This is a genomic window from uncultured Clostridium sp., assembly GCF_947039605.1.
GTDB lineage: Bacteria > Bacillota > Clostridia > Clostridiales > Clostridiaceae > Sarcina.
Map to the genome: position 1 here is coordinate 1 of NZ_CAMQZG010000031.1, position 20,671 is coordinate 20,671.

The window sequence follows — 20,671 nt, forward strand, 5'->3', positions numbered from 1 at the left end:
GATGCTAGGAAGCAGTAAAAATCTCGATATGGGTATATTTGTCCATATTTTGAGTAGCAGGTATTTTTTATGTACAAAGATATTGAAGCTAAATGTTTTAAACCTAGCGAAATTAAAGGTCTTAGTGAAAAACAAGTTGAGGAACACTTAAAGTTATACAAGGGATATGTTGCTAAAGTAAATGATATTTCAAAAGCAAGCAAGGATGCCCAGGCTTATGCTGGGTCAAATCCAACATTTTCTGCAATGAGATCTCTAAAACAAGGAGAAAGTTTTGCGTTAAATGGTGTTGTCCTTCATGAACTTTATTTTGAGAATATATCTTGTGCTTCTGATTGTAATTCTAACCTTAATAGTAAACTTGCTAAAATGATTAAAGAACAATATTGTGATGAAAAATGTTTTATGGATTACTTAAAGCAGGTTGCTTTATCTGTTAGAGGTTGGGCAGTTGTTGCTATTGATAAGGTTACTAAAAGACTTAGAGTAGTTGGAATAGATGCACATGATGTTGGTGCTTTATGGTGTGCTGCTCCTATTTTAGTTGTAGATGTTTATGAGCATGCTTACTTTATGGACTTTGGAACAGACAGAGGCAAGTATCTTGATACTGTTTTTGCAAGCATTAACTGGACTGTTGCTGAGAACAGGTTAGAGAAATATTGCAATATGTGTGATGATCTTTGTAAATAATATTGATATAAATGGGTGGCTATAATTATTATAGCTACTCTTTTTTAGCATTTTGATATAAAATAAAATTAAATTACATATTAAATTTATTTTTATAGGAGATAAACAATGAAGAGATTTAGTGTTTTTGATATAATCGGGCCTGTTATGATTGGTCCTTCAAGTTCTCATACAGCTGGTGCTGCAAGACTTGGAAAGGTTGCTAGAACAATTTGTGGAGATGAAGTTGCAAGTGTTACTTTCCTTTTACATGGTTCTTTTGCAAAAACTTATAAAGGGCATGGAACTGATAAAGCCCTTGTTGCTGGTATGCTTGGCATGGAACCTGCTGATAAAGAACTTAGAAATTCTATGGAAATTGCAAAGTCAATTGGACTTTCTTTTGAGTTCTTACCAACTGATTTAGGAGAGGGTCACCATCCTAATACAGTTAAGTTTCTTATGAAAACTAAGAGTGGGAAATCTTGCGAAGTTATGGGTTCATCTATTGGTGGTGGAAATATTGTTATAAATGAAGTTAATGGCCAAACTGTTGATTTTACTGGTCAATATCCTACTCTAATAGTTCCACACAAGGATGTTCCTGGTTCTATATCTGCTATTACTGCAATATTGTACAAGCAGAATATAAATGTAGCTTCTCTTAAAGTTTTTAGAACTGAAAAAGGGAAATCTGCTACTATGATTTTTGAGGTAGATAATAATATACCTAGTGAAATGCTTGAAGAAATTAAATCAATTGAGGCTGTTGATAATATTATCATGATTAAGCCCGATAGTAGGGAGGTATAGTTTATGTTTGCTAGAAATGGTGAAGAACTTTTAAAAATTTGTACTGAAAAGAATTGGTCACTTGCTGACTATGCAATAAATTATGAAGTTGAAAATAGTAATTTTTCTCGTGAGGGTGTTATAAGCAATATGCATAAAATACTTGAAGCAATGAGAGATGGTGCTAATGAGGGTCAAGAAAAGAAAATTTATTCTGTTAGTGGTCTTATAGGTGGAGATGCTTATAAAATCAGAAAGTATTTAGAAAAAGGAAATACTCTTTGTGGAGATACTATCGTATCTGCTATTGCTAGGGCAATTTCTTCTTCTGAGGTTAATGCTGCTATGGGTAGAATAGTTGCTTGCCCAACTGCTGGATCTTGTGGAATTTTACCTGCGGTAATTTTAACTGTGGGAGATAGATTTAATTTTTCAGATGATGAGCTTGTAACTGGACTTTTTGCTTCTTCTGCTGTTGGTCTTATAATTGCTCAAAATGCTACTTTATCTGGTGCTGAGGGTGGTTGTCAGGCTGAATGTGGCTCTGCTGCTGCTATGGCTAGTGCCGCTACAGTGGAAATGATGGGTGGAGATGTTAATATGGCTCTTAATGCAAGTGCTATAGTTATAAAAAATATTCTTGGGCTAGTATGTGACCCAGTGGCTGGACTTGTAGAGGTTCCTTGTGCTAAAAGAAACTTTGCTGGTGCTGTAAGTGCACTTAGCACTGCTGATTTAGTAATGGCTGGAGTTTATAGTAAAATTCCTTTTGATGATACTATTGAGGCTATGTATAGAGTTGGTAAAAGTTTACCTGCTTCTCTTAGAGAAACAGCTCAAGGTGGACTAGCTACTACAAAAACTGGACAAGAACTAAATAAAAAAATATTTGGTGATAACTAAAAAAAGACTGGGTGTACATGCCCAGTCTTTTTTTATTGTTATTTGTTTTATAGGAGTTTGTTTGTTTTATTATTTATTTGTTTGTTTGTATTGTTTGTTTTGTTTTGTTTGTATTGTTTGTTTGTTTTATAGGAGTTTGTTTGTTTTATTTCGTTGTGTTTAATGACTTCCGAATCAATTGAAATTCATTATCATCAACCTCTGTCTTTATTATAGCAGTAGTTGAGAATGAATGTCAACTACTTTTTCTGCATTTCTTTAGATTTTTTTTCACAAGCTTCCATAGCACCTATAATAGCTTTTCTAAATCCTGCATTTTCAAGCTCTGAAACTGCTTCTATAGTTGTCCCACTAGGTGAACAAACTCTATCTTTTAAAACTGCTGGATGCTCTCCTGTTTCTAAAACCATCTTAGCAGTCCCAAGAAGACTTTGTGCCGCAAGTTTGTATGATTTATTTGCTGGAATTCCTGCTTTTATACCAGCTGTCCCCATAGCTTCTATAAACATATATCCATATGCTGGTGAGGAACCACATAATGCTATAAATCCATGGAAGTATTTTTCTTCTAATATCTCACTTTTTCCAAAACTATTAAATATATCTTGTATTTCTTCTAGTTCAATATCAGTAACATTTTTATTAGCACATATTGCACTCATCCCCTCACCTACTAAAGCCGGTGTATTAGGCATAGTTCTTACTACCTTTAGTCCATAAGAGTATATTCCAAACATACTTTGTATATCTTCAATTCCAACTCCTGCAGCTATACTAACTATAATTGTATCTGCCCTAACATAATCTTTTATCTCTTTTATTACTTCTGAGAAAAAGTGTGGTTTTACTGCAAGTATTAATATATCTGAATTTCTAGTAACTTCTGTATTGTCTGCTACATTAACTCCAAACTTCTCTGATATATTTTTTTTACTTTCTTCTGATTTTGCACTACAAAAAATACTCTCTTTATCAAATATCCCTGCTTTAAGTATCCCCTCAAGCATTGCTCCACCCATGTTTCCACAACCTATAAATCCTATTTTCTTACTCATAAAAACTCCTCCTTTTATTCTAGAAAAGCACACAGAATCACTTCTGTATGCTAAGTATTTAATCTATATCTGATAAATCTAAATTACCGAATCTACTGTATTGACCAAGCCATGCAAGTTTAACAGTACCAACTGGACCGTTTCTCTGCTTGGAAACTATACATTCCGCTATATTTTTTTCATCAGTTTCTTTATTATAATATTCATCTCTATATAAAAACATAACAAGGTCGGCATCCTGTTCTATAGAACCTGATTCTCTAAGGTCAGATAGCATAGGTCTGTGGTCAGCTCTTTGCTCTGGTGCACGAGATAACTGTGACAGTGCTATAACAGGACATTTCATTTCTTTTGCAATAGCTTTAATATTTCTTGAGATTTCTGAAACCTCTTGTTGTCTACTTTCTTCTCCACTACCACTCATAAGTTGAAGGTAATCTATAAGAATTAAATCTACTCCATGCTCTGCTTTAAGTTTTCTACATTTTGATCTCATCTCCATAATAGAAACCCCAGCTGTATCATCTATATATATTTTAGCAGATGATAAAGGACCTGCTGCCCTTGCGATATTTTCCCAGTCTTTATCTTCAAGTTGACCTGTTCTAAGACTAAGCATATCAACACTTGCCTGCGAACATAATAATTTATAAGCAAGTTGCTCTTTTGACATCTCTAGTGAGAATATAACAACACTTTTTCCCTCTTTAAGTGCTGCATGTTCTGCTATATTTAAAGCAAAAGTTGTTTTCCCCATAGATGGTCTTGCTGCAATTAGAATCATTTCTCCTGATTGGAATCCTGAAGTTTTAGAATCAAGGTCATTAAACCCTGAACCAACACCTGTTGTTTGTCCCTTATTTTTATAAAGTCTTTCAATCTCTTCAAATCCTCTTTCAAGAACAGAACTAATTGATTCAAAGTCACCTGAATTTTTAGTTTCTGATATATCAAATATTCTTTTCTCTGCTGAATCTACAACCTTCATAACATCACCTTGCTCATTATAACAACTTGATATTATTTCTGTAGATGCCTTTATAAGTCTTCTTAGAACTGCTTTATCTGCAACTATAGTTATATACTCACCTATATTTTCTGTACTAAGAACACCAGCTTCCATTTCTGCTATATAAGTAATTCCACCAGCTTTTTCAAGCATGTCATTTGATTTAAGATATTCTATTAAAGTGACCTGATCAACAGCATCATCTTTTTGAAACATCTCCACTATGCCCTTAAAAACTATTTTGTGAGATTCTCTATAAAAGTCATCTGCTGATAAGGCTTCTGCACTTTTAGCTATTGCGTTTCTTTCAACCATCATAGCTCCAAGAACTGCTTGTTCCGCCTCAATACTTTGGGGCAAACTTTTCATTACTGGTGCATCCATTGTCTTATCCTCCTAATCTATAAATAGTTCTTTGTATCCCATTTTATTTTTCGTTGTTTATTTAATTAAGTATTTTACTACTTTAAATTTCAAATATGTATTTAGTATGGCTTATAGCCTAATTTAGGCTAATACTTACTATTCATCTTAACTTTTACTTTTAGTCAATCTTCTATATTATATCATTTATTATGTTTTTTAATCAAAGAAACCCTTTATAAAATTAATGTTAAAATTTTATAAAGATATAAATAAGGGCTATGTTTTACAACATAGCCCTTGTTTATATCTTATGAAAATGCAATTTCCATTAATGCTTCTATATCCTTAATAGCCCTAACTTCAACATCTAAAAGACCTTTTGGAATTTCTCTCTCATTATCTATTGGAACAGTTACAAGTCTTATACCTTTTCTTCTAGCTCCATAAATTTTTTCAAAGATTCCACCAACTGGTTTAATATTTCCTCTTAAAGAAATTTCTCCTGTTATTGCAAGATCTTGTCTTATTGGCTTATCAAGAAGTGAACTTATGATACAAAGTGTTATTGCAGCACCTGCTGAAGGTCCATCAATCTTTCCTCCACCAACTACATTGACATGTATATCATAATCTTTGATGTCTTTGTCAGTAACTTTTCTAATAACCGAAGCAGCATTGAATACTGAGTCTTTAGCCATTGAACCAGCAGTATCATTGAATCTTATTGTTCCAGCACCTGCTTTTCTAGCTTTAAATGTTACAGCTTCAATTTCAATTGTTGAACCAAGGAATCCTGAAACTCCAAGTCCACAAACTTTTCCAACTTCTTTATCATCAAGTTGCTCAAATTTTTCGTAAGGTACAAATCTACCTATACTTAAAACTTCGTTTACATCTTTTAAAAGAATTTTCACTCTCTTTGGCTCTTTACTTTTACTTCTTAGAAGTGCCTGACCATATGAATCAGCAAGTATATTTACAGCCTTTCTTCCCTCTATTGTATAGTTAGCAATTATCTTAGCTACTCCGTCTTCAAGGATTGCTCCAAGTTTCTTCGCTGCATTTGTAATAATTCTTTCTATATCTGGTGTACTAAGTGGTTCAAAATAAACCTCTGTACATCTTGATCTTACAGCTGGGTTGATATCTCCTGGGCTTCTTGTTGTAGCACCTATCATAACAAAATCAGCTGGTGCACCATTATCAAATAAATATTTGATGTATCCTGGTACATTTTTATCATCAGGGTCATAGTAAGATGAAGTAAATTCTACTCTCTTATCTTCTAACACTTTTAATAATTTATTTTGAAGGAATGAGTCAAGTTCACCTATTTCATCAATAAATAGTATTCCACCATGTGCCTCTGTAACAAGACCTGTTTTTGGTTCTGGAACTCCTATTTCAGCAAGGTCTCTCTTACTTCCTTGATATATAGGGTCATGTACTGATCCTAAAAGTGGGTTAGATATTTCTCTTGGGTCCCATCTTAGAGTAGTACCATCAACTTCTACAAATTTTGAATCATCATTAAATGCAGAATTCTTGATTTTTTTAGCAGCTTCTAGTGCTATTCTAGCAGCAGTTGTTTTACCAACTCCTGGTGGTCCATATATAATTATATGTTGTGGATATGGTGATACAAGCTTTGAAATTAATGACTTAATTGCTCTTTCTTGTCCTATAATATCCTTAAAATCTTGTGGTCTTAAAAGTGACATGATATTTTTACTTGGTATTTTACTATCTAACTCTTCTAAATGCTTAAGCTTATTTAAAGTTCCTGCATTTTCTGGACCTTTTTTCTTTCTGATAATTTCAAGTCTCATATCATCCATGTACTTTTCTTGTTTTTCTTGTAGTGCTTTTTCAAGCTCTGCATTTATCTTTTTCTTTAAATATCTTTTAGCAAGTTCTCCTGACATGTTATTACATATCTCTTCTAAAACTTCCTCATAATTTTTTTCAGTTGGAATTGTATGATTACATTGTCCTTCTGAAACAATCATGTTTAAAGCATGTAATTTTTCATATAAATTATCTGAGTCCATATATTTTTGTAGCTTAAATCTTACCACTCTAGCTCTCATTGCACCATCATCTAACATTTTTGTTGCAACTTCATTAAGTACTTCTACTTGGCTCTCTAAACTTAATCCGTCTGCCATTAGATAGCTAATGACTTTATTTTCATCTACTGATTTCAATTTTTAATCCCCCTTCTATGCAGGAACAACCATAACTTTCATCTTTGTTGTTATTTCTGGATATATCTTAATTTCCACTGTATATGTTCCAAGAATTTTGATTGTTTCCATTTGAATTTTCTTTTTATCTACTTTAATTTTATAGTCTTTTTCTATAAGTCCCGCAACATCTTTATTTGTGATAGCTCCGAATAATCTTCCACCATCTCCTGATTTAGCAGTTACTGTAACAACTTTATCTCTTAACTCTTCTGCAAGTTTTTGAGCTGCTTCTACTTCTGCAAGTTTTGCTTTTCTCTCTATTGTTTTTTTAGCATTTAATATATGCAAACTATTGTCTGTTGCTTGTTCTGCAAGTTTTCTTGGGAACAAGTAGTTTCTTGCATATCCATCTGATGCTTCTATTACATCACCTTTTTTACCTAAATTTTTAACTTCTTTTAATAAAATAACTTTCATTATTCATCAGCCTCCCTATTTTTTAAATACTCTTTAAGAGCTTTTTTTAATCTATTTTTTGCCTCTTCAACACTTATATCTGTAAACTGTGTACCAGCCATAGTTCTATGACCACCACCACCTAAAGCTTCCATTATTACTTGAACATTCATACCACCAATTGATCTTGCACTAAGGTAAATCTTACTTTTAACCTTAACAAATACAAATGCACATTCTATTCCAACTATATTTATAAGTTCATCTGCCCCTTGTGCTGCAAAAACAACCTCTGCAAGGCTATTTGGACAAACTGATATAGCTATTCCTTCTGCAACTTCAGCTGATTTAATAACTTCAAATCTAGCTAAATAGCTCTCTAAATCATTATTAAATATTTTTTTAACTGCTGTTGTATCAGCTCCCATTTTTCTTAAAAATGCAGCTGCCTCAAAGGTTCTAACACCTGTTTTAAATGTGAAGTTCTTAGTATCCATAAATATACCTGCTAGCAGCCCCTCAGCCTCTGTGATGCTAAGATTAGGTCTGTCTAACATATACTGAATAAGTTCTGTCACAAGTTCCGATGTAGATGATGCATATACTTCTAAATAAGTTAATATAGTATTTTTAATATAATCCGTAGACTTTCTATGATGATCTATAATAACTACTCTATCACATCTCTTCAATAAATCAATATTAGCAACGTAACTTTCACTATAAACGTCTGTTACTATAATTAGTGTTTTATCATTAATTTTATTACTAGTATAATGTGAATCAACAATTAAACCTTTATATTCTTCTTTAGCCTTAACAGTCTGTAAAAAATTATTAATTGCATTAGTATCATTATTTAATACTATATTACATTTAACACCTAATTTTTTCACAGTACTAGCCATTCCAAGTGCTGAACCAAAACAGTCCATATCAGGATTTTTATGACCAATGATAAATACTCTATCACTCTCATATATCAAATCCCTCAAAGCATGAGCTATAACTCTTGCTCTAACCTTATTCTTTTTCTCTGGCGCATTTGTATTTCCTCCAAATATTTGAGTATCATCTTTAGTTTTAATAACTAACTGGTCTCCACCTCTACCAAGCGCTAAATCAATAGCCCTTGTAGCAAATTCCTGATTCTCATATGGAGTTTCTCCACCTCTACCAATACCAACACTTAGTGTAATATCAATCGAGCTACTTATATCTCTTGTAATATCCAATATATAAAGCTTATTTTCTATAGCTTTTTCAATTTCTGAATCAAGCATAGTTAAAATATATTTATCATAATCATATTTTTTAACCATCGCCCCAACACTATTTGCATACTTATTTACTCTTCTTTGTATGTCAGCAAGTAAAGTCGGTTTTTCCTCATTATCAATATAAGCATCTAACTCTTTTAAGTTATCAATTTCAACAAGTACTACACATTGTTTTTGCTCATCACGAATTGTACTAACATCAGTAAAATTAACAAGGCAATACTCTTCTCCTGCCTCTGTTATAATAGATTTTCCATACACATCATACTTTATATCGTTGATACAAATTTTTTGTGAGGTCATTCTATCACATTTAAGCACCTTTTCAACTACTATTCCTTTAACTATTGCAACTATTCTATTATTTTTAAGATTATAATCAGGATAAAGTTCTCTAAATACTTTATTAAACCAAAATAATTTTCCTGAAGAATCAATAATAGCTGCTGGATAAACAGAATCAAGGATATTGTTTTCTATTGTTATTTTAATTTCTTGTGCTATTCTTTTATTTTCCTCATCATTAATTTCTTGTTTTTTTAAAAGATTAATAACAATAACACTAAGAAAAATTATATAAACAGTTGGCACTACAAGCCCTGCTACTAAATTGCTTGATACAAGTAGATTAACTATAATTAGCAAACTAAATATAAGCATTATTGCTACAAGGTGCATCCGTTTGAGTTTAAAATACATAATTTTCTCCTATGAAACTTACATCTTATTGTTTTGGATCTAACTTCCTTTTTATAAAACTCCCTAAACTATGTTCATCTAGATTTCTATAATCAAGAATTACATCTACTAAGCCAATAGGGATAAGGTATATAAACATCCCTGATGTAATTAAAAGTATAAATATAACTACAATGACAATTCTATTAGCCTTTAATTTCTTTGTTACGAAATATGCTAAAAGACTTAGCCCTTGTAATACAAATAATATAAATAGTATTCCCCAAGTTCCACCAAAAATTTCTTTTCCAAATGGTACTCCATTCTTTTTTAGTTCTATTCCTAAAACTGCAATAGCAATTATAATAGCAATTGCTTTAGGACTTATATACCACTGTGAAAAACTTTTTAAAGGCTCAACTTTTAACTTTAGCTTTAACATTATATTTCTAGCAATATTATAAATTATTATAGATGCTATAAATCCTATTACAACTAATACAAGTGGCATTCCTAATTTCAAATTATTAACAGTCCAAAAACTCATCAAGTGTTTTATAGCTTCTACTGACTGCTCATTTGGTGCACTCTTTATTACTGTATTAGCAATTTCTTTATATTGTGCTAATCTGCTATTTAAAAATGCAGTAAGAGTTGTTCCCATTGTAATATATATTGTAATAGCTGTTGATACAATAAAAGTACTCACACTTCCTATTACCATATAAAGCAATGTAACTGTCCCTGTTCTACGAGCTCTGATACCATATCCTAATGGAAGTCCAACAAATCCTGAAAATAATGCAGCATTAATTCCGGAAATAGGTCCTAGTAAAAAACTTACTATTATAAATCCCACTATCACCGATAGTATAGATATTTTCCATTTGTGTTTTATGTAAAGTATCGCTACTGGTATAGGAACTAATATATTTCCTATAATAAATAACCCTGGCATATTCGCAATTATCATAAGAACTACTACTATCGCTGTTAATATAGCCCCTTCAATTAAGGGCTTACTTCTTAAATTCTCCATACTTGCTTCCTCCTTACCTTCAATACCGAAAGTAATTAAAGCTTTTTTTTGAAGTGTCTTAATAATTTACTAAGACTTTTACCATCTTTTTCTAAAACATCTTCTTCTATTATTGCCATTTTCAAGCTTTTTTTAACACTATCATCAACTTCTACAGCTCCATATCCAAGCTTTTCTGCTAAGACATATAAAACAATTATAAGTGATGCTATGCAATCCACAACTACACCCTTAGTTGCGCCTGCACCCTTAGTTAAGATAGTAAATAACTCACCTGTTATACAAATAAGTTGCGCTTTAAGCTCTTCAATAGCTTTTATATTACCCATTATATTAAAGTCATCTTTTCTCATAAAATCTCCCCCTAAAACCCATACTCTCTTATCTAATTGTAAATTTTTTCAGTTATTTATGCAACTAAAGAAATAGATTAATAGAGTATTTTTAATATATTTTTATCCTTTATAAATTCTTCCTAACTTTATTATTAGGTTTTTCTCTTTAATATATTAAAAAAATAAAATGCTATGAAGTTAGAAATCTAACCTCATAGCATTTTGTTTTTTATAAATTCAAACCTTTTTAAAACAAAAAAAAATCCTGACTAGCAGGATTTTTCTATTTCAAACTTTATACTATTCAGTTGTGAATGGTAATAAAGCTATGTTTCTTGATCTTTTTATAGCTTCAGTTAAAGTTCTTTGGTGCTTAGCACAAGTTCCTGAAATTCTTCTAGGTAATATTTTACCTCTTTCAGTAACATATTTCTTTAATTTAGGCACGTCTTTATAATCTATTTCAGTGGCTTTTTCAACACAGAAAGCACAAACTTTCTTTCTGCCTCTTCTCATTTTTCCGCCGCCGTTTCCGCCGCCTCTTTTCATATCTCTACTCATGTTCATTTCCCTCCTTACTTATTTTAATTAAAATGGAATATCTCCATCATCAATTGGCATCATATCATCTGACATATTGTTTGGTGTGCTATTGAAAGAATCAAACGCTGAAGAAGAAGAAGTTGATTGATTTCCACCATCAAAAGAAGCAGAATTATTACTTCTTCCTCCACCGTTGTCACCTGCTATAAACTCGAATGAATCTACGATTACATCTGTTGTATATCTCATTTGACCATCTTTTTCATAGCTACCAGTTCTTATGTTTCCAGTAATCGCTAATTGTCTACCTTTTGTAAGATATTGTGCTATTGTTTCACCAGTCTTACCAAAGGCTATACAGTTTATAAAATCTGCTTCGTCTCTTTTCATTGGTCTATTTACAGCCATAGTAAATCTAGTAACAGCTTTACCACTTCCAGCTGCAAATCTTAAGTCTGGATCTTTAGTAAGTCTTCCAATAAGAATAACTTTATTCATTACAATACCACCCTTTCAATTAGTTTTCTTTTTTAACGATTATGTGTCTGATTATTCCATCTGTGATCTTGAATACTCTATCTAATTCTTTAGGTAATTCAGTTCCAGCACTAAAGTTTACTAATGTGTAAAAACCTTCGCTAACTTTCTTGATCTCGTAAGCAAGTCTTCTCTTACCCCAGAAATCAACGTTCTCGATAGTTCCACCACCGTTCTCTATAACACCTTTGAACTTTTCGATTAATGCTTTAACAGCTTCCTCTTCTAAAGATGGGTTAATTACGAAAATTGTTTCATAATTTCTCATTCTATACACCTCCTCCCCATGGCCTCTGGCTGTACTATAATACAGCAGGGATTTACATTACAATATTCTATCACTAAAAATATAGTTAAGCAAGTTTATTTATTTGCTAATTTGTAAAATTTAAAATGTGTTTCCAATTTAAACTTCTTGACCTATACTTCTCACTACTTTTTTAGCTGCTTTTTGGAACTTAACTCTTGGTATCATCACAATCCTAGCACACCCTGTACACTTTATTTTTATGTCTGCACCCATTCTTATAACTTCCCATAAATCAGTCCCACAAGGATGTACTTTTTTCATTTTTACTATATCACCTAAATCAAACTTATCTATCATTTAACTCCAACTTCCTCCTTGCTTTCAACCTTATTTACATTTAAAATTTGTAACTTATTATACGGTATTTCAATATCAGCACCATCAAGCGCTTCTTTAATAAGTTCTCTAAGTTTTGCTTCTAGCTTCCATTGATTCATTGCCTTAACTTCTCCAAGCACCTTTATAGTCATCCCAGATGCCCCAAGAGCTGTTACGCCAACTACAACCGGTCTTTTAGTTACATCCTCACTATACCTTTCAAAACTCTCACAGACCTCTTCTATGATAGCCTTTGCTTTATCTATGCTTGCCTCATATGCAATTTCAACCTCAACCTTTATTTGCATATTACCCATAGAATGATTTGTTACTACATTTATGATTCCATTAGGAATTATATGGTAAGAACCTGAGAATTCTCTAATAGTTGTACTTCTAATTTCTATACTTTCAACTATTCCTGTATATCTATCAATTGTTATATAGTCACCAACATTATATTGATTTTCAAAAAGTATAAATACTCCATTTATAATATCTTTAACAAAACTTTGAGCACCTAAACCAAGTGCTACACCCCCAACAGATGCAAACGCAAGTGAGATAGTCCCACCTACTATTATTCCTGCAATTGATATAATCCCCATAATATATGTAAAGTATTTTAATATACTCTTTAATAGAGTACCTAAAGTGTTTGCTTTTCTCTCACCTATATTGATACTAAATTTATTATTTTTATCTATTTGTTTTTCTATTACTTTTCCTATTACCTTGTTTCCAATTTTAATAATAAAAACCATAGCAACAAGAACTATAATTATCATTATTAGCTTAAAAATAATATCATTTATGATATTCATGTTTATTGGAATCCCCAAAATTTGTATAATAGAATCTTTCACCTCTTTAACTGGAACTTTCGCTGACGGCATACACCCTCCCCTTTAACCTTATTTTTTATTTATATACTTTAAAACCTTCTGCATCTCTGAAATATATATTCTTAAATTTAATTGCTTCGTCTTTTATAAGTTTATCAATCACATCTATGCTCTCTTCATCAAACTTCAAACTTATTCCACAGCTTTTTGTAATGTATGTTGGAGTTGGCATTACCATAACTTTTACTGCCTCTTTCTCCATTACTTTTTCTGCTGCCATAGCTTCGTGTGTATTATTAAATACCATAATGTATAATTTCATAAATTACCTCTCCTCTTAATCTTTTTACTACAGTAATTAGTATATCTTAACTATTATAATATTTAAATATACTATATGCCTTAAAACCATATAAAATGAAATATATATGAATATTATTCTTAACTATGATAATATTATCCTATATTAATAAGTGTACTTTTAGACTAGATAAATACAAATGAAAAGAGGTTCTTATGTTTATTTTAAAGGCAATAGCTATAGGCTCTTTAACAGGACTTGGTGCATCAATACCACTCGGTCCTGCTGGAATGGAATCTGTCAAAAGAGCTATCGATAAAGGCTTTTGGGGTGGATTTCAAATATCTATTGGAGCTATTTTAGCGGATTATTTATACATTTTCCTTATACATTTTGGACTCGATAAAATACTAGATTTAAATAACAATGTAGAAGGTATGTTTTGGGTTGTATCTGGATGCATACTTTTTATATTTAATAGACTTTCAAAAACAAATTCAGAAAATCAAAAATCAAAAGTTAATAAAGGTAAGGTTCCTGGTTGGATAAATGGATTTTTAATAACCTTTTTAAACCCATCTACTCCATCTGTATGGATTGCGCTTAGTGGTACTATCATGAGCGTTTGGATTTCAAATGGTCCTAAGTTCTATTTTGCTGCATTGAGTTCTATGCTAATTACAACTATTCTTTGGTTTATTATGCTTAACTTACTAGCATCAAGAGGACTAAAGAAAATTGCTGGCGAAAATGTTACAGCTAATGCTTCTAGTGTAATTTACTGGGTCTTATATCTACTTTCAATTGGTTTTGTATTCTTTGGATTATTTAAAATTTTAGAATAATGTGAGGTTTTTAATTTATGGATAAATCTATTTATTTAGATAATGCTGCAACTAGCTTCCCTAAACCTCAATGTGTAATTGATAATATGATGAACTATATGACTAACTTTGGTGGTAATCCATCACGTGGTTCTTCTTCAATTGCACTTGCTGGAAATAGAGCGCTATATGATTGCAGAGAAACTATTGCGGGCTTTTTTAATTTTGATAAAGTTGAAAATGTAATTTTTACAAATAACATAACAACTTCTCTTAATACAATTTTAAATAGCTTAGTAAAAAAAGATTGGCATGTAATAACAACATCAATGGATCATAATTCAGTTTTAAGACCATTAGAGAAACTTAAATCTACTATTGGTATTAAAGTGGATTATGCACAGGCTAATGCAGAAGGTTTTATAAATATTTCTACTATAGAAAAACTTATAAAACCTAATACTAAACTTCTTGTTATGTCACACGCATCTAACCTTACAGGTTCTATTCAAGACATAACTTCTATAGGTAAACTTTGTATGGATAATGGAATATTTTTCGTTGTTGATACAGCACAAACTGCGGGTGTAATTCCAATAGATATGAAAGCATCTAATATAAATGCTCTTGCTTTTACAGGACATAAATCTTTATTTGGCCCTCAGGGAATTGGTGGTTTTATAATAGATGATAAAATTAACGAAGTAATGGATACTGTATTTGTAGGTGGAACAGGAAGTTCTTCATATTCTCTTGACCATCCTAGAGAACTTCCTGATAAGTTTGAGTATGGAACTTTAAATACTCCAGGTATAATTGGGCTTCATACAGGCATAAACTTTATAAAAGAAGAGGGAATTGAAAAAATACGAGATAAAGAAGAAAAACTTTGTCAGTATGCTTTATTAGAACTTTCAAAACTTGATAACATAATTATCTATGGTTCTATGGATGCTACAAAAAGAACTTCTACTATTCTCTTTAACATCGAAGGTTTAGATTCATCTGAACTTGGTTTTTATTTAGACTTTGAAAAAGGAATTGTTACTAGAACTGGTATACACTGTGCACCACTTGCACATAAAACTCTTGGGTCTTTCCGATGCGGTGGGGTTAGAATCAGTCCTGGTTATTTTAATACAAAAGAGGATATAGACTTTTTAATTCAAGCTTTAAAATTTAAAATTTAATATTAGGAGAAGATAATGTATCTATATTTAAAGAAATTAGAAAACATGGGCATATTTTTTATATGTTATACCTTAGTATTTGTAATTTTCTTTGGTACATTAAAATTCACTGCCCCTTTTGTTTTTGCAATACTTTTTGCTTTTATGCTTAAAAGACCAACTAAGTATATTTCAAAAAAGTTTAAACTAAAGGGGTGGCTAGCTTCTTTACTAACTACTATAATATTTTTTATATCAATAATTGCAATAATTTCACTTCTAACCTTATCTTTAACACTTGAAACTATTGATATAACAACCGACCTTAAAAAAATAATCTCATCATACTCATCTGAAATAAATATTTTCCTAAACAACTTAGAAGAGAAACTTACTTTATATAAAATATCTATTGATTCAGAGATTATAACTAATCATATAAGTACATTAATTAGTAGTATTTTTGAAGCTGCAAGTGCTATTTTGCAGTATCTTATAAAATTTCTTAGCTATATTCCATTTATAATAAGCACAACGTTTTTTACAATAATAGCAACTTATTTATTTACTAAAAGTTTTGTGCAAAAAAATAATATACTAACTAGTAAGCTAAAAAAACACTCCCCTACTATAAATATTTTAGAAAGTATAAAGAAACTTATTTCTGATTATTCTATCTCATATTTCTTTCTAATGTTTATTTCAACAACTATTAGTTTTTTAATATTTTCAACATTTAAAATAAATTATGCACTCACACTTGCACTCCTTGCAGGTTTACTTGATATTCTTCCACTGCTTGGTATGGCAATTATATATATTCCTTTAATAATTTTTTACTTTTTAAAAGGTAAGACTCTACTTGCTATACTTTTGCTACTTTCATTTTTAGCATTATGTATTATACGACAAATCTTAGAAAATAAATTAATGTCATCATCACTTGGAATAACACCTATCGAATCTATAATTGCTATTTTTGTAGGTATGCAACTTAATGGTTTTCTTGGAATTGTATTTTGTTTATTCTTTGTAGTTGGTTATAAACTCTTCTTAAAAACAAACTTATTAGCTTAACTTTTATTTAAATTGTTCCACGTGGAACAATTTAAATAAAAAAATCCCTAGAGAAATTTCTCTAGGGATTTTACTTTATTACTTATTCATAGCTTCACTTAAAGCTTGAAGTTCTTCTTCAGATAAATCATATCTTGAAATACCTTTATCTATTGGTTTTGCATATGTTGTACTTTCCATTCTTCCATAGATTCCTGTTAATACAACTCCATCATTTTTCTCATCTAAAAAAGCAATTGAAAAACTCAAATCACTTCCTACATCCTCAAATGCTTTGTATCTAACCATAGCAACTTTTTGAACACAGTTTTTAAGATTTTCATCTAATCTATTAAACTTAGCAACAGCATCTGCTGAATTTAGTTCTATAGTTTCAACTTTCTTTAAGTAGTCTTCTAACATACCTTCAAGGTTTTTGTTATTAACTCCTCTCATCATCTTTTTAAATTTGTTTTTTACTCCACCAATTTTAGCAAATAATATAATTATAAGAATAAGTTCAAATATAGCAAATCCAGCTATAGCAATCATTATATATGCACTATTTTGATTGATTAGGTTTATAATATTGTTCACTGTTATTTCTTCCTTTCTGTTATAAATGTTCCACGTGGAACATTTATTATAAGTTAATTATGTCTAATATTCTTTGCAAATCCTCTTCAGAATAATACTCAATTTCTATTTTACCTTTATTCTTAGTAGAATTTATGTTCACCTTTGTTCCAAAATAATCTTGAAGCCTATCTTTTATATCCTTATAGTATGGATTTATTTTTTTAGGCTCCTTTTCTTTTTCTTCATTATTTTTAGACTCTAAGAATTTTATAAAGTTTTCCACATCTCTTACAGATAACTCATCATCTATAATTTTTTGCGCTACTTTATATTGTTCCTCCCCCTCTAAAGCTAAAAGAACTTTTCCATGACCTTCTGATATTACACCTTCTATTATATAGTCTTGAACTCTTTTATCAAGCTTTAATAATCTCATAACATTAGCTATTGATGTTCTTGATTTTCCAAGCTTACTAGCTAAAACTTCTTGTGTTAATTTATGCTTTTCTTTAAGTTCTCTATAGGCTAGAGCTTCTTCGATAGCATTTAAATCTTCTCTTTGTATATTTTCTATTAGTGCAACTTGAAGCGCTACATCTTCAGTAAATTCTGCTATTATTACAGGAACTTCCTCAAGCCCTGCAAGTTTTGCTGCTCTCCATCTTCTCTCACCAGCAATAATTTGAAATCTATCTTTAACTGACTTTCTTACTATTAATGGTTGTATAATTCCATGTTCTTTTATAGATAAAGATAATTCTGCTATCTTTGAATCATCAAAAAACTTTCTTGGTTGATCACTATTTGCTTTAACAAGCTTTATATCAACCTTTTTAACACCCTCATTTTTCTCTAGCCCCTCTTTGCTAGCTATGGGAATTAAAGCTTCTAACCCTTTCCCTAATCCAAATTTTTTCACCACTATAATTCAACTCCCTGTCTTTTCAAGAACTCATTTGTAAGATTCTCATAAGCTTGTGCCCCTCTACATTTATCATCATATAAAACGATAGGCAACCCAAAACTTGGTGCTTCAGCAAGTCTAATATTCCTTGGAATAGTAGCTTCATAAAGCTTGTCCGCAAAGTATCCCTTGACCTCTTTATAAACTTCATTGCTTAAATTTGTTCTACTATCATACATTGTCATAACAGCACCCTCTACCTCTAAATTCTTATTTAAAGATTTTTTAACTAGGTTAACTGTATTAACAAGCTGTGCTACTCCTTCAAGTGCATAATACTCAGCCTGTATTGGTATTAATACTGACTGTGATGCAACTAAAGAATTTATAGTAAGCATACCAAGTGATGGAGGACAATCTATAAAGACAAAATCAAATTTATCCTCTAAATCCCCAAGTTCTTTATGTAATATGAACTCTCTCTCATCTCTAGCCATTACTTCTATTTCTGCACCTGCTAAATCCATGTTTGCCGGAGCTATATAAAGATTCTCTACTAGCTGACTTTGAATTATTATATCTTCTAAACACATTCTTCCACATAAAACATCGTACATTGATTTAGTTATTTTTCTTTTATCTACACCAAGTCCGCTTGTTGTATTCCCTTGTGGATCTATATCAATAGCTAAAATTTTGTAACCTAAAGTTGCTAAATAAGCGCAAATATTGATATTTGTAGTAGTTTTACCTACTCCACCTTTTTGATTAAAAATACTTATAGTTTTCATAATTCTATCTCAAAATGATCTCTCACTCCGAGAATCTCACCTCCTTTCTCTAATAAATATTATATATTTTTACATATTATAATAAAAGTATAATATTCTTACATTAACATAATATTTTATTAGTTCTCTTAAAATGTTCTACGTAGAACATTTTGAATTTCAAAAACTCTTTTCAAAAAATGTTCCACGTGGAACATTTTTATGTTTGTTCTTGATAATCCCCTGAATTTTGAATTGTAAAATGAGTTGGTGAACTCAAATCTAAACTTGCTCCAAGTCCCATTAATTGTACTTTGACATTATTTATTGAATTATTTATCTCATCCATATTACTTGCAGCAAACTTTGGAAGTTCCCCTGCATTTAATTCACCAGTTTTTATTCCATTATCTAAATATTCATTTAAAGTGTTTAAATAACTTGTAAAAGCTGTACTTATCTTTAAACCTGATTTAGTTGAAAAATGATTGTTAGTTTTCCAATACTCATCAATCTGTGTTTTAGCTTCTTGTACTTTTGCAGATTCAACTTTAACATTTCCAGATACCTTAGCACTTAAAAGTTGTTTCATGATGTTTAAAATATTTTGATCATCATTAGATATCTTAGAATAATCAGAAATTAAAAATAATAATTGTGATTTATATCTAGCTATCTCCTCCTGCTTTGGTGTTAAATTTTCCTCTTGCTGATTTAAAACTTGTTCAGGTGTTTTTTGAACTTGATGTTCTATCTCATACTTTGTTTTTATCGCAGTAGACACATGATATATCACTTCAGTTGCTATTACAACTGATACAATTGCTGCAATACTTATTACGAGTGATTTTATCTTCATTTGTTATACTCTCCTAAACTAAAATAAGCATCTTATTTTTGATAAGATGCTTATTTCAGTTTAACATATCTTGTGAAAAATATGATTAATTAATTATTACACTATTTTTTATTTTTAGATATTGTAACTGTTATTTCAACCGAATCACCACAGTCCTTTGAAACATACTTTGCGGGTATTGTGAAATACCCACCACTTAGCCTAAAGACTTGAAGTCGGGGCTTCGTATAATCCTGTCTAACCATATAGGTAATTATTTTACAGACTATCAGTTTCCAACGCTATGGGTTTTTTTAGGAGAACCCTTTCCGTATTTCCTACGGTACTGCAAGCTTAAGACTTGCTTTTGGAAACCTATAATTATATTATATCCAAGCTTGAATTATTAATACATGGGAATTATTTACGTTTAGCTAAAGCTACATCGATTCATCTCACCACCTGTAGAGATGGGAGAATTCTCTCAAATTTTAGTTAAATTATAATAAGCTTGTGCCTCTTCTATAAAATTTAAATCTTCTCTTTGTAGATTTTCTAAAAGAGCTATTTCTACAGATTCAGTATTTGTTATATCAACAATTGCACAAGGAACTTTTTTAAGTCCTGCTAGTTTTGATGCTCTCCATCTTCTCTCACTAGCTACTATTTCAAATATATTTTCAAGTCTTCTTACTGTTATAGGCTGAATAATTCCATATTGTTTTATTGATTGTGCTAATTCATCTAATGCTTCTTGATTAAAATATTTTCTTGGTTGATAAGCATTAGGTCTAATGCTTTCAATTTCGATATAAATTACTTGATTGTGCATAAACTTCCCCTCCTAACAACTATTCATTTTTCCATATTTTGTATATTAATATGTTAATAAATAACTGTTCC

At 30.8% G+C, this 20,671-nt stretch carries 23 protein-coding genes and 1 pseudogene; 6 read left to right on the top strand and 18 right to left on the bottom strand.

Annotated elements, in window-relative coordinates; genetic code table 11:
• The first annotated feature begins 69 nt into the window (after positions 1-69).
• The 3 genes from Q0V24_RS11745 to sdaAA all read left to right on the top strand — a co-directional run bounded on the left by Q0V24_RS11745 (position 70) and on the right by sdaAA (position 2,367).
• Positions 70-693 (top strand): Fe-Mn family superoxide dismutase, encoded by a 624-nt coding sequence (locus Q0V24_RS11745; RefSeq protein WP_297521698.1) that lies wholly within the window; start codon positions 70-72, stop codon positions 691-693.
• Between the two features lie 108 nt (positions 694-801).
• Complete coding sequence (gene sdaAB, locus Q0V24_RS11750) at positions 802-1,485, top strand: L-serine ammonia-lyase, iron-sulfur-dependent subunit beta (protein ID WP_297521700.1); 684 nt, start codon at positions 802-804, stop codon at positions 1,483-1,485.
• A 3-nt stretch (positions 1,486-1,488) separates the two neighbouring features.
• Positions 1,489-2,367 (top strand): L-serine ammonia-lyase, iron-sulfur-dependent, subunit alpha, encoded by an 879-nt coding sequence (gene sdaAA / locus Q0V24_RS11755; RefSeq protein WP_297521702.1) that lies wholly within the window; start codon positions 1,489-1,491, stop codon positions 2,365-2,367.
• Positions 2,368-2,606: 239 nt separating this feature from the next.
• On the opposite strand, the gene proC is transcribed toward sdaAA, so the two are convergent.
• From proC to Q0V24_RS11820, 13 genes are all read right to left on the bottom strand, one after another.
• Positions 2,607-3,422 (bottom strand): pyrroline-5-carboxylate reductase, encoded by an 816-nt coding sequence (gene proC, locus Q0V24_RS11760; RefSeq protein ID WP_297521704.1) that lies wholly within the window; start codon positions 3,420-3,422, stop codon positions 2,607-2,609.
• Positions 3,423-3,480: 58 nt separating this feature from the next.
• Positions 3,481-4,815, bottom strand: coding sequence for a replicative DNA helicase (locus Q0V24_RS11765; RefSeq protein ID WP_297521706.1), 1,335 nt, complete (start codon positions 4,813-4,815; stop codon positions 3,481-3,483).
• A gap of 290 nt (positions 4,816-5,105) precedes the next feature.
• Entirely contained in the window at positions 5,106-7,004 is a 1,899-nt protein-coding gene (lonC, locus tag Q0V24_RS11770) for a Lon family ATP-dependent protease (RefSeq protein WP_297521708.1), read from the bottom strand.
• A gap of 15 nt (positions 7,005-7,019) precedes the next feature.
• Positions 7,020-7,463: a 50S ribosomal protein L9 gene (gene rplI / locus Q0V24_RS11775; protein WP_297521710.1), complete on the bottom strand. Its 444-nt coding sequence runs from the start codon at positions 7,461-7,463 to the stop codon at positions 7,020-7,022.
• A complete protein-coding gene (locus Q0V24_RS11780) occupies positions 7,463-9,421 on the bottom strand; it encodes a DHH family phosphoesterase (protein ID WP_297521712.1) in 1,959 nt (652 codons plus the stop codon). The genes rplI and Q0V24_RS11780 overlap by 1 nt, the downstream gene beginning before the upstream one ends.
• 25 nt (positions 9,422-9,446) lie before the next feature.
• A complete protein-coding gene (locus Q0V24_RS11785; protein WP_297521714.1) occupies positions 9,447-10,439 on the bottom strand; it encodes a DUF2232 domain-containing protein in 993 nt (330 codons plus the stop codon).
• A 35-nt stretch (positions 10,440-10,474) separates the two neighbouring features.
• The gene (locus Q0V24_RS11790) at positions 10,475-10,792 is read right to left on the bottom strand and encodes a MazG-like family protein (RefSeq protein ID WP_297521716.1); all 318 of its coding nucleotides are present in this window, start codon (positions 10,790-10,792) and stop codon (positions 10,475-10,477) included.
• A gap of 282 nt (positions 10,793-11,074) precedes the next feature.
• Positions 11,075-11,335, bottom strand: a complete 261-nt coding sequence (rpsR, locus tag Q0V24_RS11795) for a 30S ribosomal protein S18 (protein ID WP_297521718.1) — start codon at positions 11,333-11,335, stop codon at positions 11,075-11,077.
• 27 nt (positions 11,336-11,362) lie between these two features.
• Positions 11,363-11,815, bottom strand: a complete 453-nt coding sequence (locus tag Q0V24_RS11800) for a single-stranded DNA-binding protein (protein WP_297521720.1) — start codon at positions 11,813-11,815, stop codon at positions 11,363-11,365.
• Between the two features lie 19 nt (positions 11,816-11,834).
• Positions 11,835-12,122, bottom strand: coding sequence for a 30S ribosomal protein S6 (gene rpsF, locus Q0V24_RS11805; protein WP_297521722.1), 288 nt, complete (start codon positions 12,120-12,122; stop codon positions 11,835-11,837).
• Positions 12,123-12,260: 138 nt separating this feature from the next.
• On the bottom strand, positions 12,261-12,461 hold the full coding sequence (locus tag Q0V24_RS11810) for a DUF951 domain-containing protein (RefSeq protein WP_297521724.1): 201 nt from the start codon (positions 12,459-12,461) through the stop codon (positions 12,261-12,263).
• Positions 12,458-13,378, bottom strand: a complete 921-nt coding sequence (locus tag Q0V24_RS11815) for a mechanosensitive ion channel family protein (RefSeq protein WP_297521726.1) — start codon at positions 13,376-13,378, stop codon at positions 12,458-12,460. The genes Q0V24_RS11810 and Q0V24_RS11815 overlap by 4 nt, the downstream gene beginning before the upstream one ends.
• A 25-nt stretch (positions 13,379-13,403) precedes the next feature.
• Positions 13,404-13,649, bottom strand: coding sequence for a DUF3343 domain-containing protein (locus tag Q0V24_RS11820; protein WP_297521728.1), 246 nt, complete (start codon positions 13,647-13,649; stop codon positions 13,404-13,406).
• Between the two features lie 194 nt (positions 13,650-13,843).
• Between Q0V24_RS11820 and Q0V24_RS11825 the strand changes: the two genes are divergently transcribed.
• Genes Q0V24_RS11825 through ytvI form a run of 3 tightly spaced genes read left to right on the top strand, consistent with a single transcriptional unit; the run spans position 13,844 to position 16,698 of the window.
• Positions 13,844-14,473: a LysE family transporter gene (locus tag Q0V24_RS11825; protein WP_297521730.1), complete on the top strand. Its 630-nt coding sequence runs from the start codon at positions 13,844-13,846 to the stop codon at positions 14,471-14,473.
• A 17-nt stretch (positions 14,474-14,490) separates the two neighbouring features.
• Complete coding sequence (locus Q0V24_RS11830; RefSeq protein ID WP_297521732.1) at positions 14,491-15,642, top strand: aminotransferase class V-fold PLP-dependent enzyme; 1,152 nt, start codon at positions 14,491-14,493, stop codon at positions 15,640-15,642.
• A gap of 45 nt (positions 15,643-15,687) precedes the next feature.
• Positions 15,688-16,698, top strand: coding sequence for a sporulation integral membrane protein YtvI (ytvI, locus tag Q0V24_RS11835; RefSeq protein ID WP_297521776.1), 1,011 nt, complete (start codon positions 15,688-15,690; stop codon positions 16,696-16,698).
• Between the two features lie 78 nt (positions 16,699-16,776).
• On the opposite strand, the gene Q0V24_RS11840 is transcribed toward ytvI, so the two are convergent.
• The 5 genes and pseudogenes from Q0V24_RS11840 to Q0V24_RS11860 form a co-directional block, all read right to left on the bottom strand.
• Positions 16,777-17,274, bottom strand: coding sequence for a DUF4446 family protein (locus Q0V24_RS11840; protein WP_297521734.1), 498 nt, complete (start codon positions 17,272-17,274; stop codon positions 16,777-16,779).
• Between the two features lie 46 nt (positions 17,275-17,320).
• Positions 17,321-18,178, bottom strand: a complete 858-nt coding sequence (locus Q0V24_RS11845; RefSeq protein WP_297521736.1) for a ParB/RepB/Spo0J family partition protein — start codon at positions 18,176-18,178, stop codon at positions 17,321-17,323.
• Positions 18,178-18,951: an AAA family ATPase gene (locus Q0V24_RS11850; protein ID WP_297521738.1), complete on the bottom strand. Its 774-nt coding sequence runs from the start codon at positions 18,949-18,951 to the stop codon at positions 18,178-18,180. The genes Q0V24_RS11845 and Q0V24_RS11850 overlap by 1 nt, the downstream gene beginning before the upstream one ends.
• Before the next feature lie 199 nt (positions 18,952-19,150).
• The gene (locus tag Q0V24_RS11855; protein ID WP_297521740.1) at positions 19,151-19,789 is read right to left on the bottom strand and encodes a hypothetical protein; all 639 of its coding nucleotides are present in this window, start codon (positions 19,787-19,789) and stop codon (positions 19,151-19,153) included.
• 475 nt (positions 19,790-20,264) lie between these two features.
• Positions 20,265-20,600 (bottom strand): annotated as a pseudogene (locus Q0V24_RS11860) (ParB/RepB/Spo0J family partition protein); the annotation flags it as partial.
• Between the last annotated feature and the right edge of the window lie 71 nt (positions 20,601-20,671).

Coding starts and splice junctions, on each gene's coding strand:
- Q0V24_RS11745 (WP_297521698.1), top strand. CDS start 70: ATGTACAAAGATATTGAAGCTAAATGTTTTAAACCTAGCGAAATTAAA.
- sdaAB (WP_297521700.1), top strand. CDS start 802: ATGAAGAGATTTAGTGTTTTTGATATAATCGGGCCTGTTATGATTGGT.
- sdaAA (WP_297521702.1), top strand. CDS start 1,489: ATGTTTGCTAGAAATGGTGAAGAACTTTTAAAAATTTGTACTGAAAAG.
- proC (WP_297521704.1), bottom strand. CDS start 3,422: ATGAGTAAGAAAATAGGATTTATAGGTTGTGGAAACATGGGTGGAGCA.
- Q0V24_RS11765 (WP_297521706.1), bottom strand. CDS start 4,815: ATGGATGCACCAGTAATGAAAAGTTTGCCCCAAAGTATTGAGGCGGAA.
- rplI (WP_297521710.1), bottom strand. CDS start 7,463: ATGAAAGTTATTTTATTAAAAGAAGTTAAAAATTTAGGTAAAAAAGGT.
- Q0V24_RS11780 (WP_297521712.1), bottom strand. CDS start 9,421: ATGTATTTTAAACTCAAACGGATGCACCTTGTAGCAATAATGCTTATA.
- Q0V24_RS11785 (WP_297521714.1), bottom strand. CDS start 10,439: ATGGAGAATTTAAGAAGTAAGCCCTTAATTGAAGGGGCTATATTAACA.
- Q0V24_RS11790 (WP_297521716.1), bottom strand. CDS start 10,792: ATGAGAAAAGATGACTTTAATATAATGGGTAATATAAAAGCTATTGAA.
- rpsR (WP_297521718.1), bottom strand. CDS start 11,335: ATGAGTAGAGATATGAAAAGAGGCGGCGGAAACGGCGGCGGAAAAATG.
- Q0V24_RS11800 (WP_297521720.1), bottom strand. CDS start 11,815: ATGAATAAAGTTATTCTTATTGGAAGACTTACTAAAGATCCAGACTTA.
- rpsF (WP_297521722.1), bottom strand. CDS start 12,122: ATGAGAAATTATGAAACAATTTTCGTAATTAACCCATCTTTAGAAGAG.
- Q0V24_RS11810 (WP_297521724.1), bottom strand. CDS start 12,461: ATGATAGATAAGTTTGATTTAGGTGATATAGTAAAAATGAAAAAAGTA.
- Q0V24_RS11815 (WP_297521726.1), bottom strand. CDS start 13,378: ATGCCGTCAGCGAAAGTTCCAGTTAAAGAGGTGAAAGATTCTATTATA.
- Q0V24_RS11820 (WP_297521728.1), bottom strand. CDS start 13,649: ATGAAATTATACATTATGGTATTTAATAATACACACGAAGCTATGGCA.
- Q0V24_RS11825 (WP_297521730.1), top strand. CDS start 13,844: ATGTTTATTTTAAAGGCAATAGCTATAGGCTCTTTAACAGGACTTGGT.
- Q0V24_RS11830 (WP_297521732.1), top strand. CDS start 14,491: ATGGATAAATCTATTTATTTAGATAATGCTGCAACTAGCTTCCCTAAA.
- ytvI (WP_297521776.1), top strand. CDS start 15,688: ATGGGCATATTTTTTATATGTTATACCTTAGTATTTGTAATTTTCTTT.
- Q0V24_RS11850 (WP_297521738.1), bottom strand. CDS start 18,951: ATGAAAACTATAAGTATTTTTAATCAAAAAGGTGGAGTAGGTAAAACT.
- Q0V24_RS11855 (WP_297521740.1), bottom strand. CDS start 19,789: ATGAAGATAAAATCACTCGTAATAAGTATTGCAGCAATTGTATCAGTT.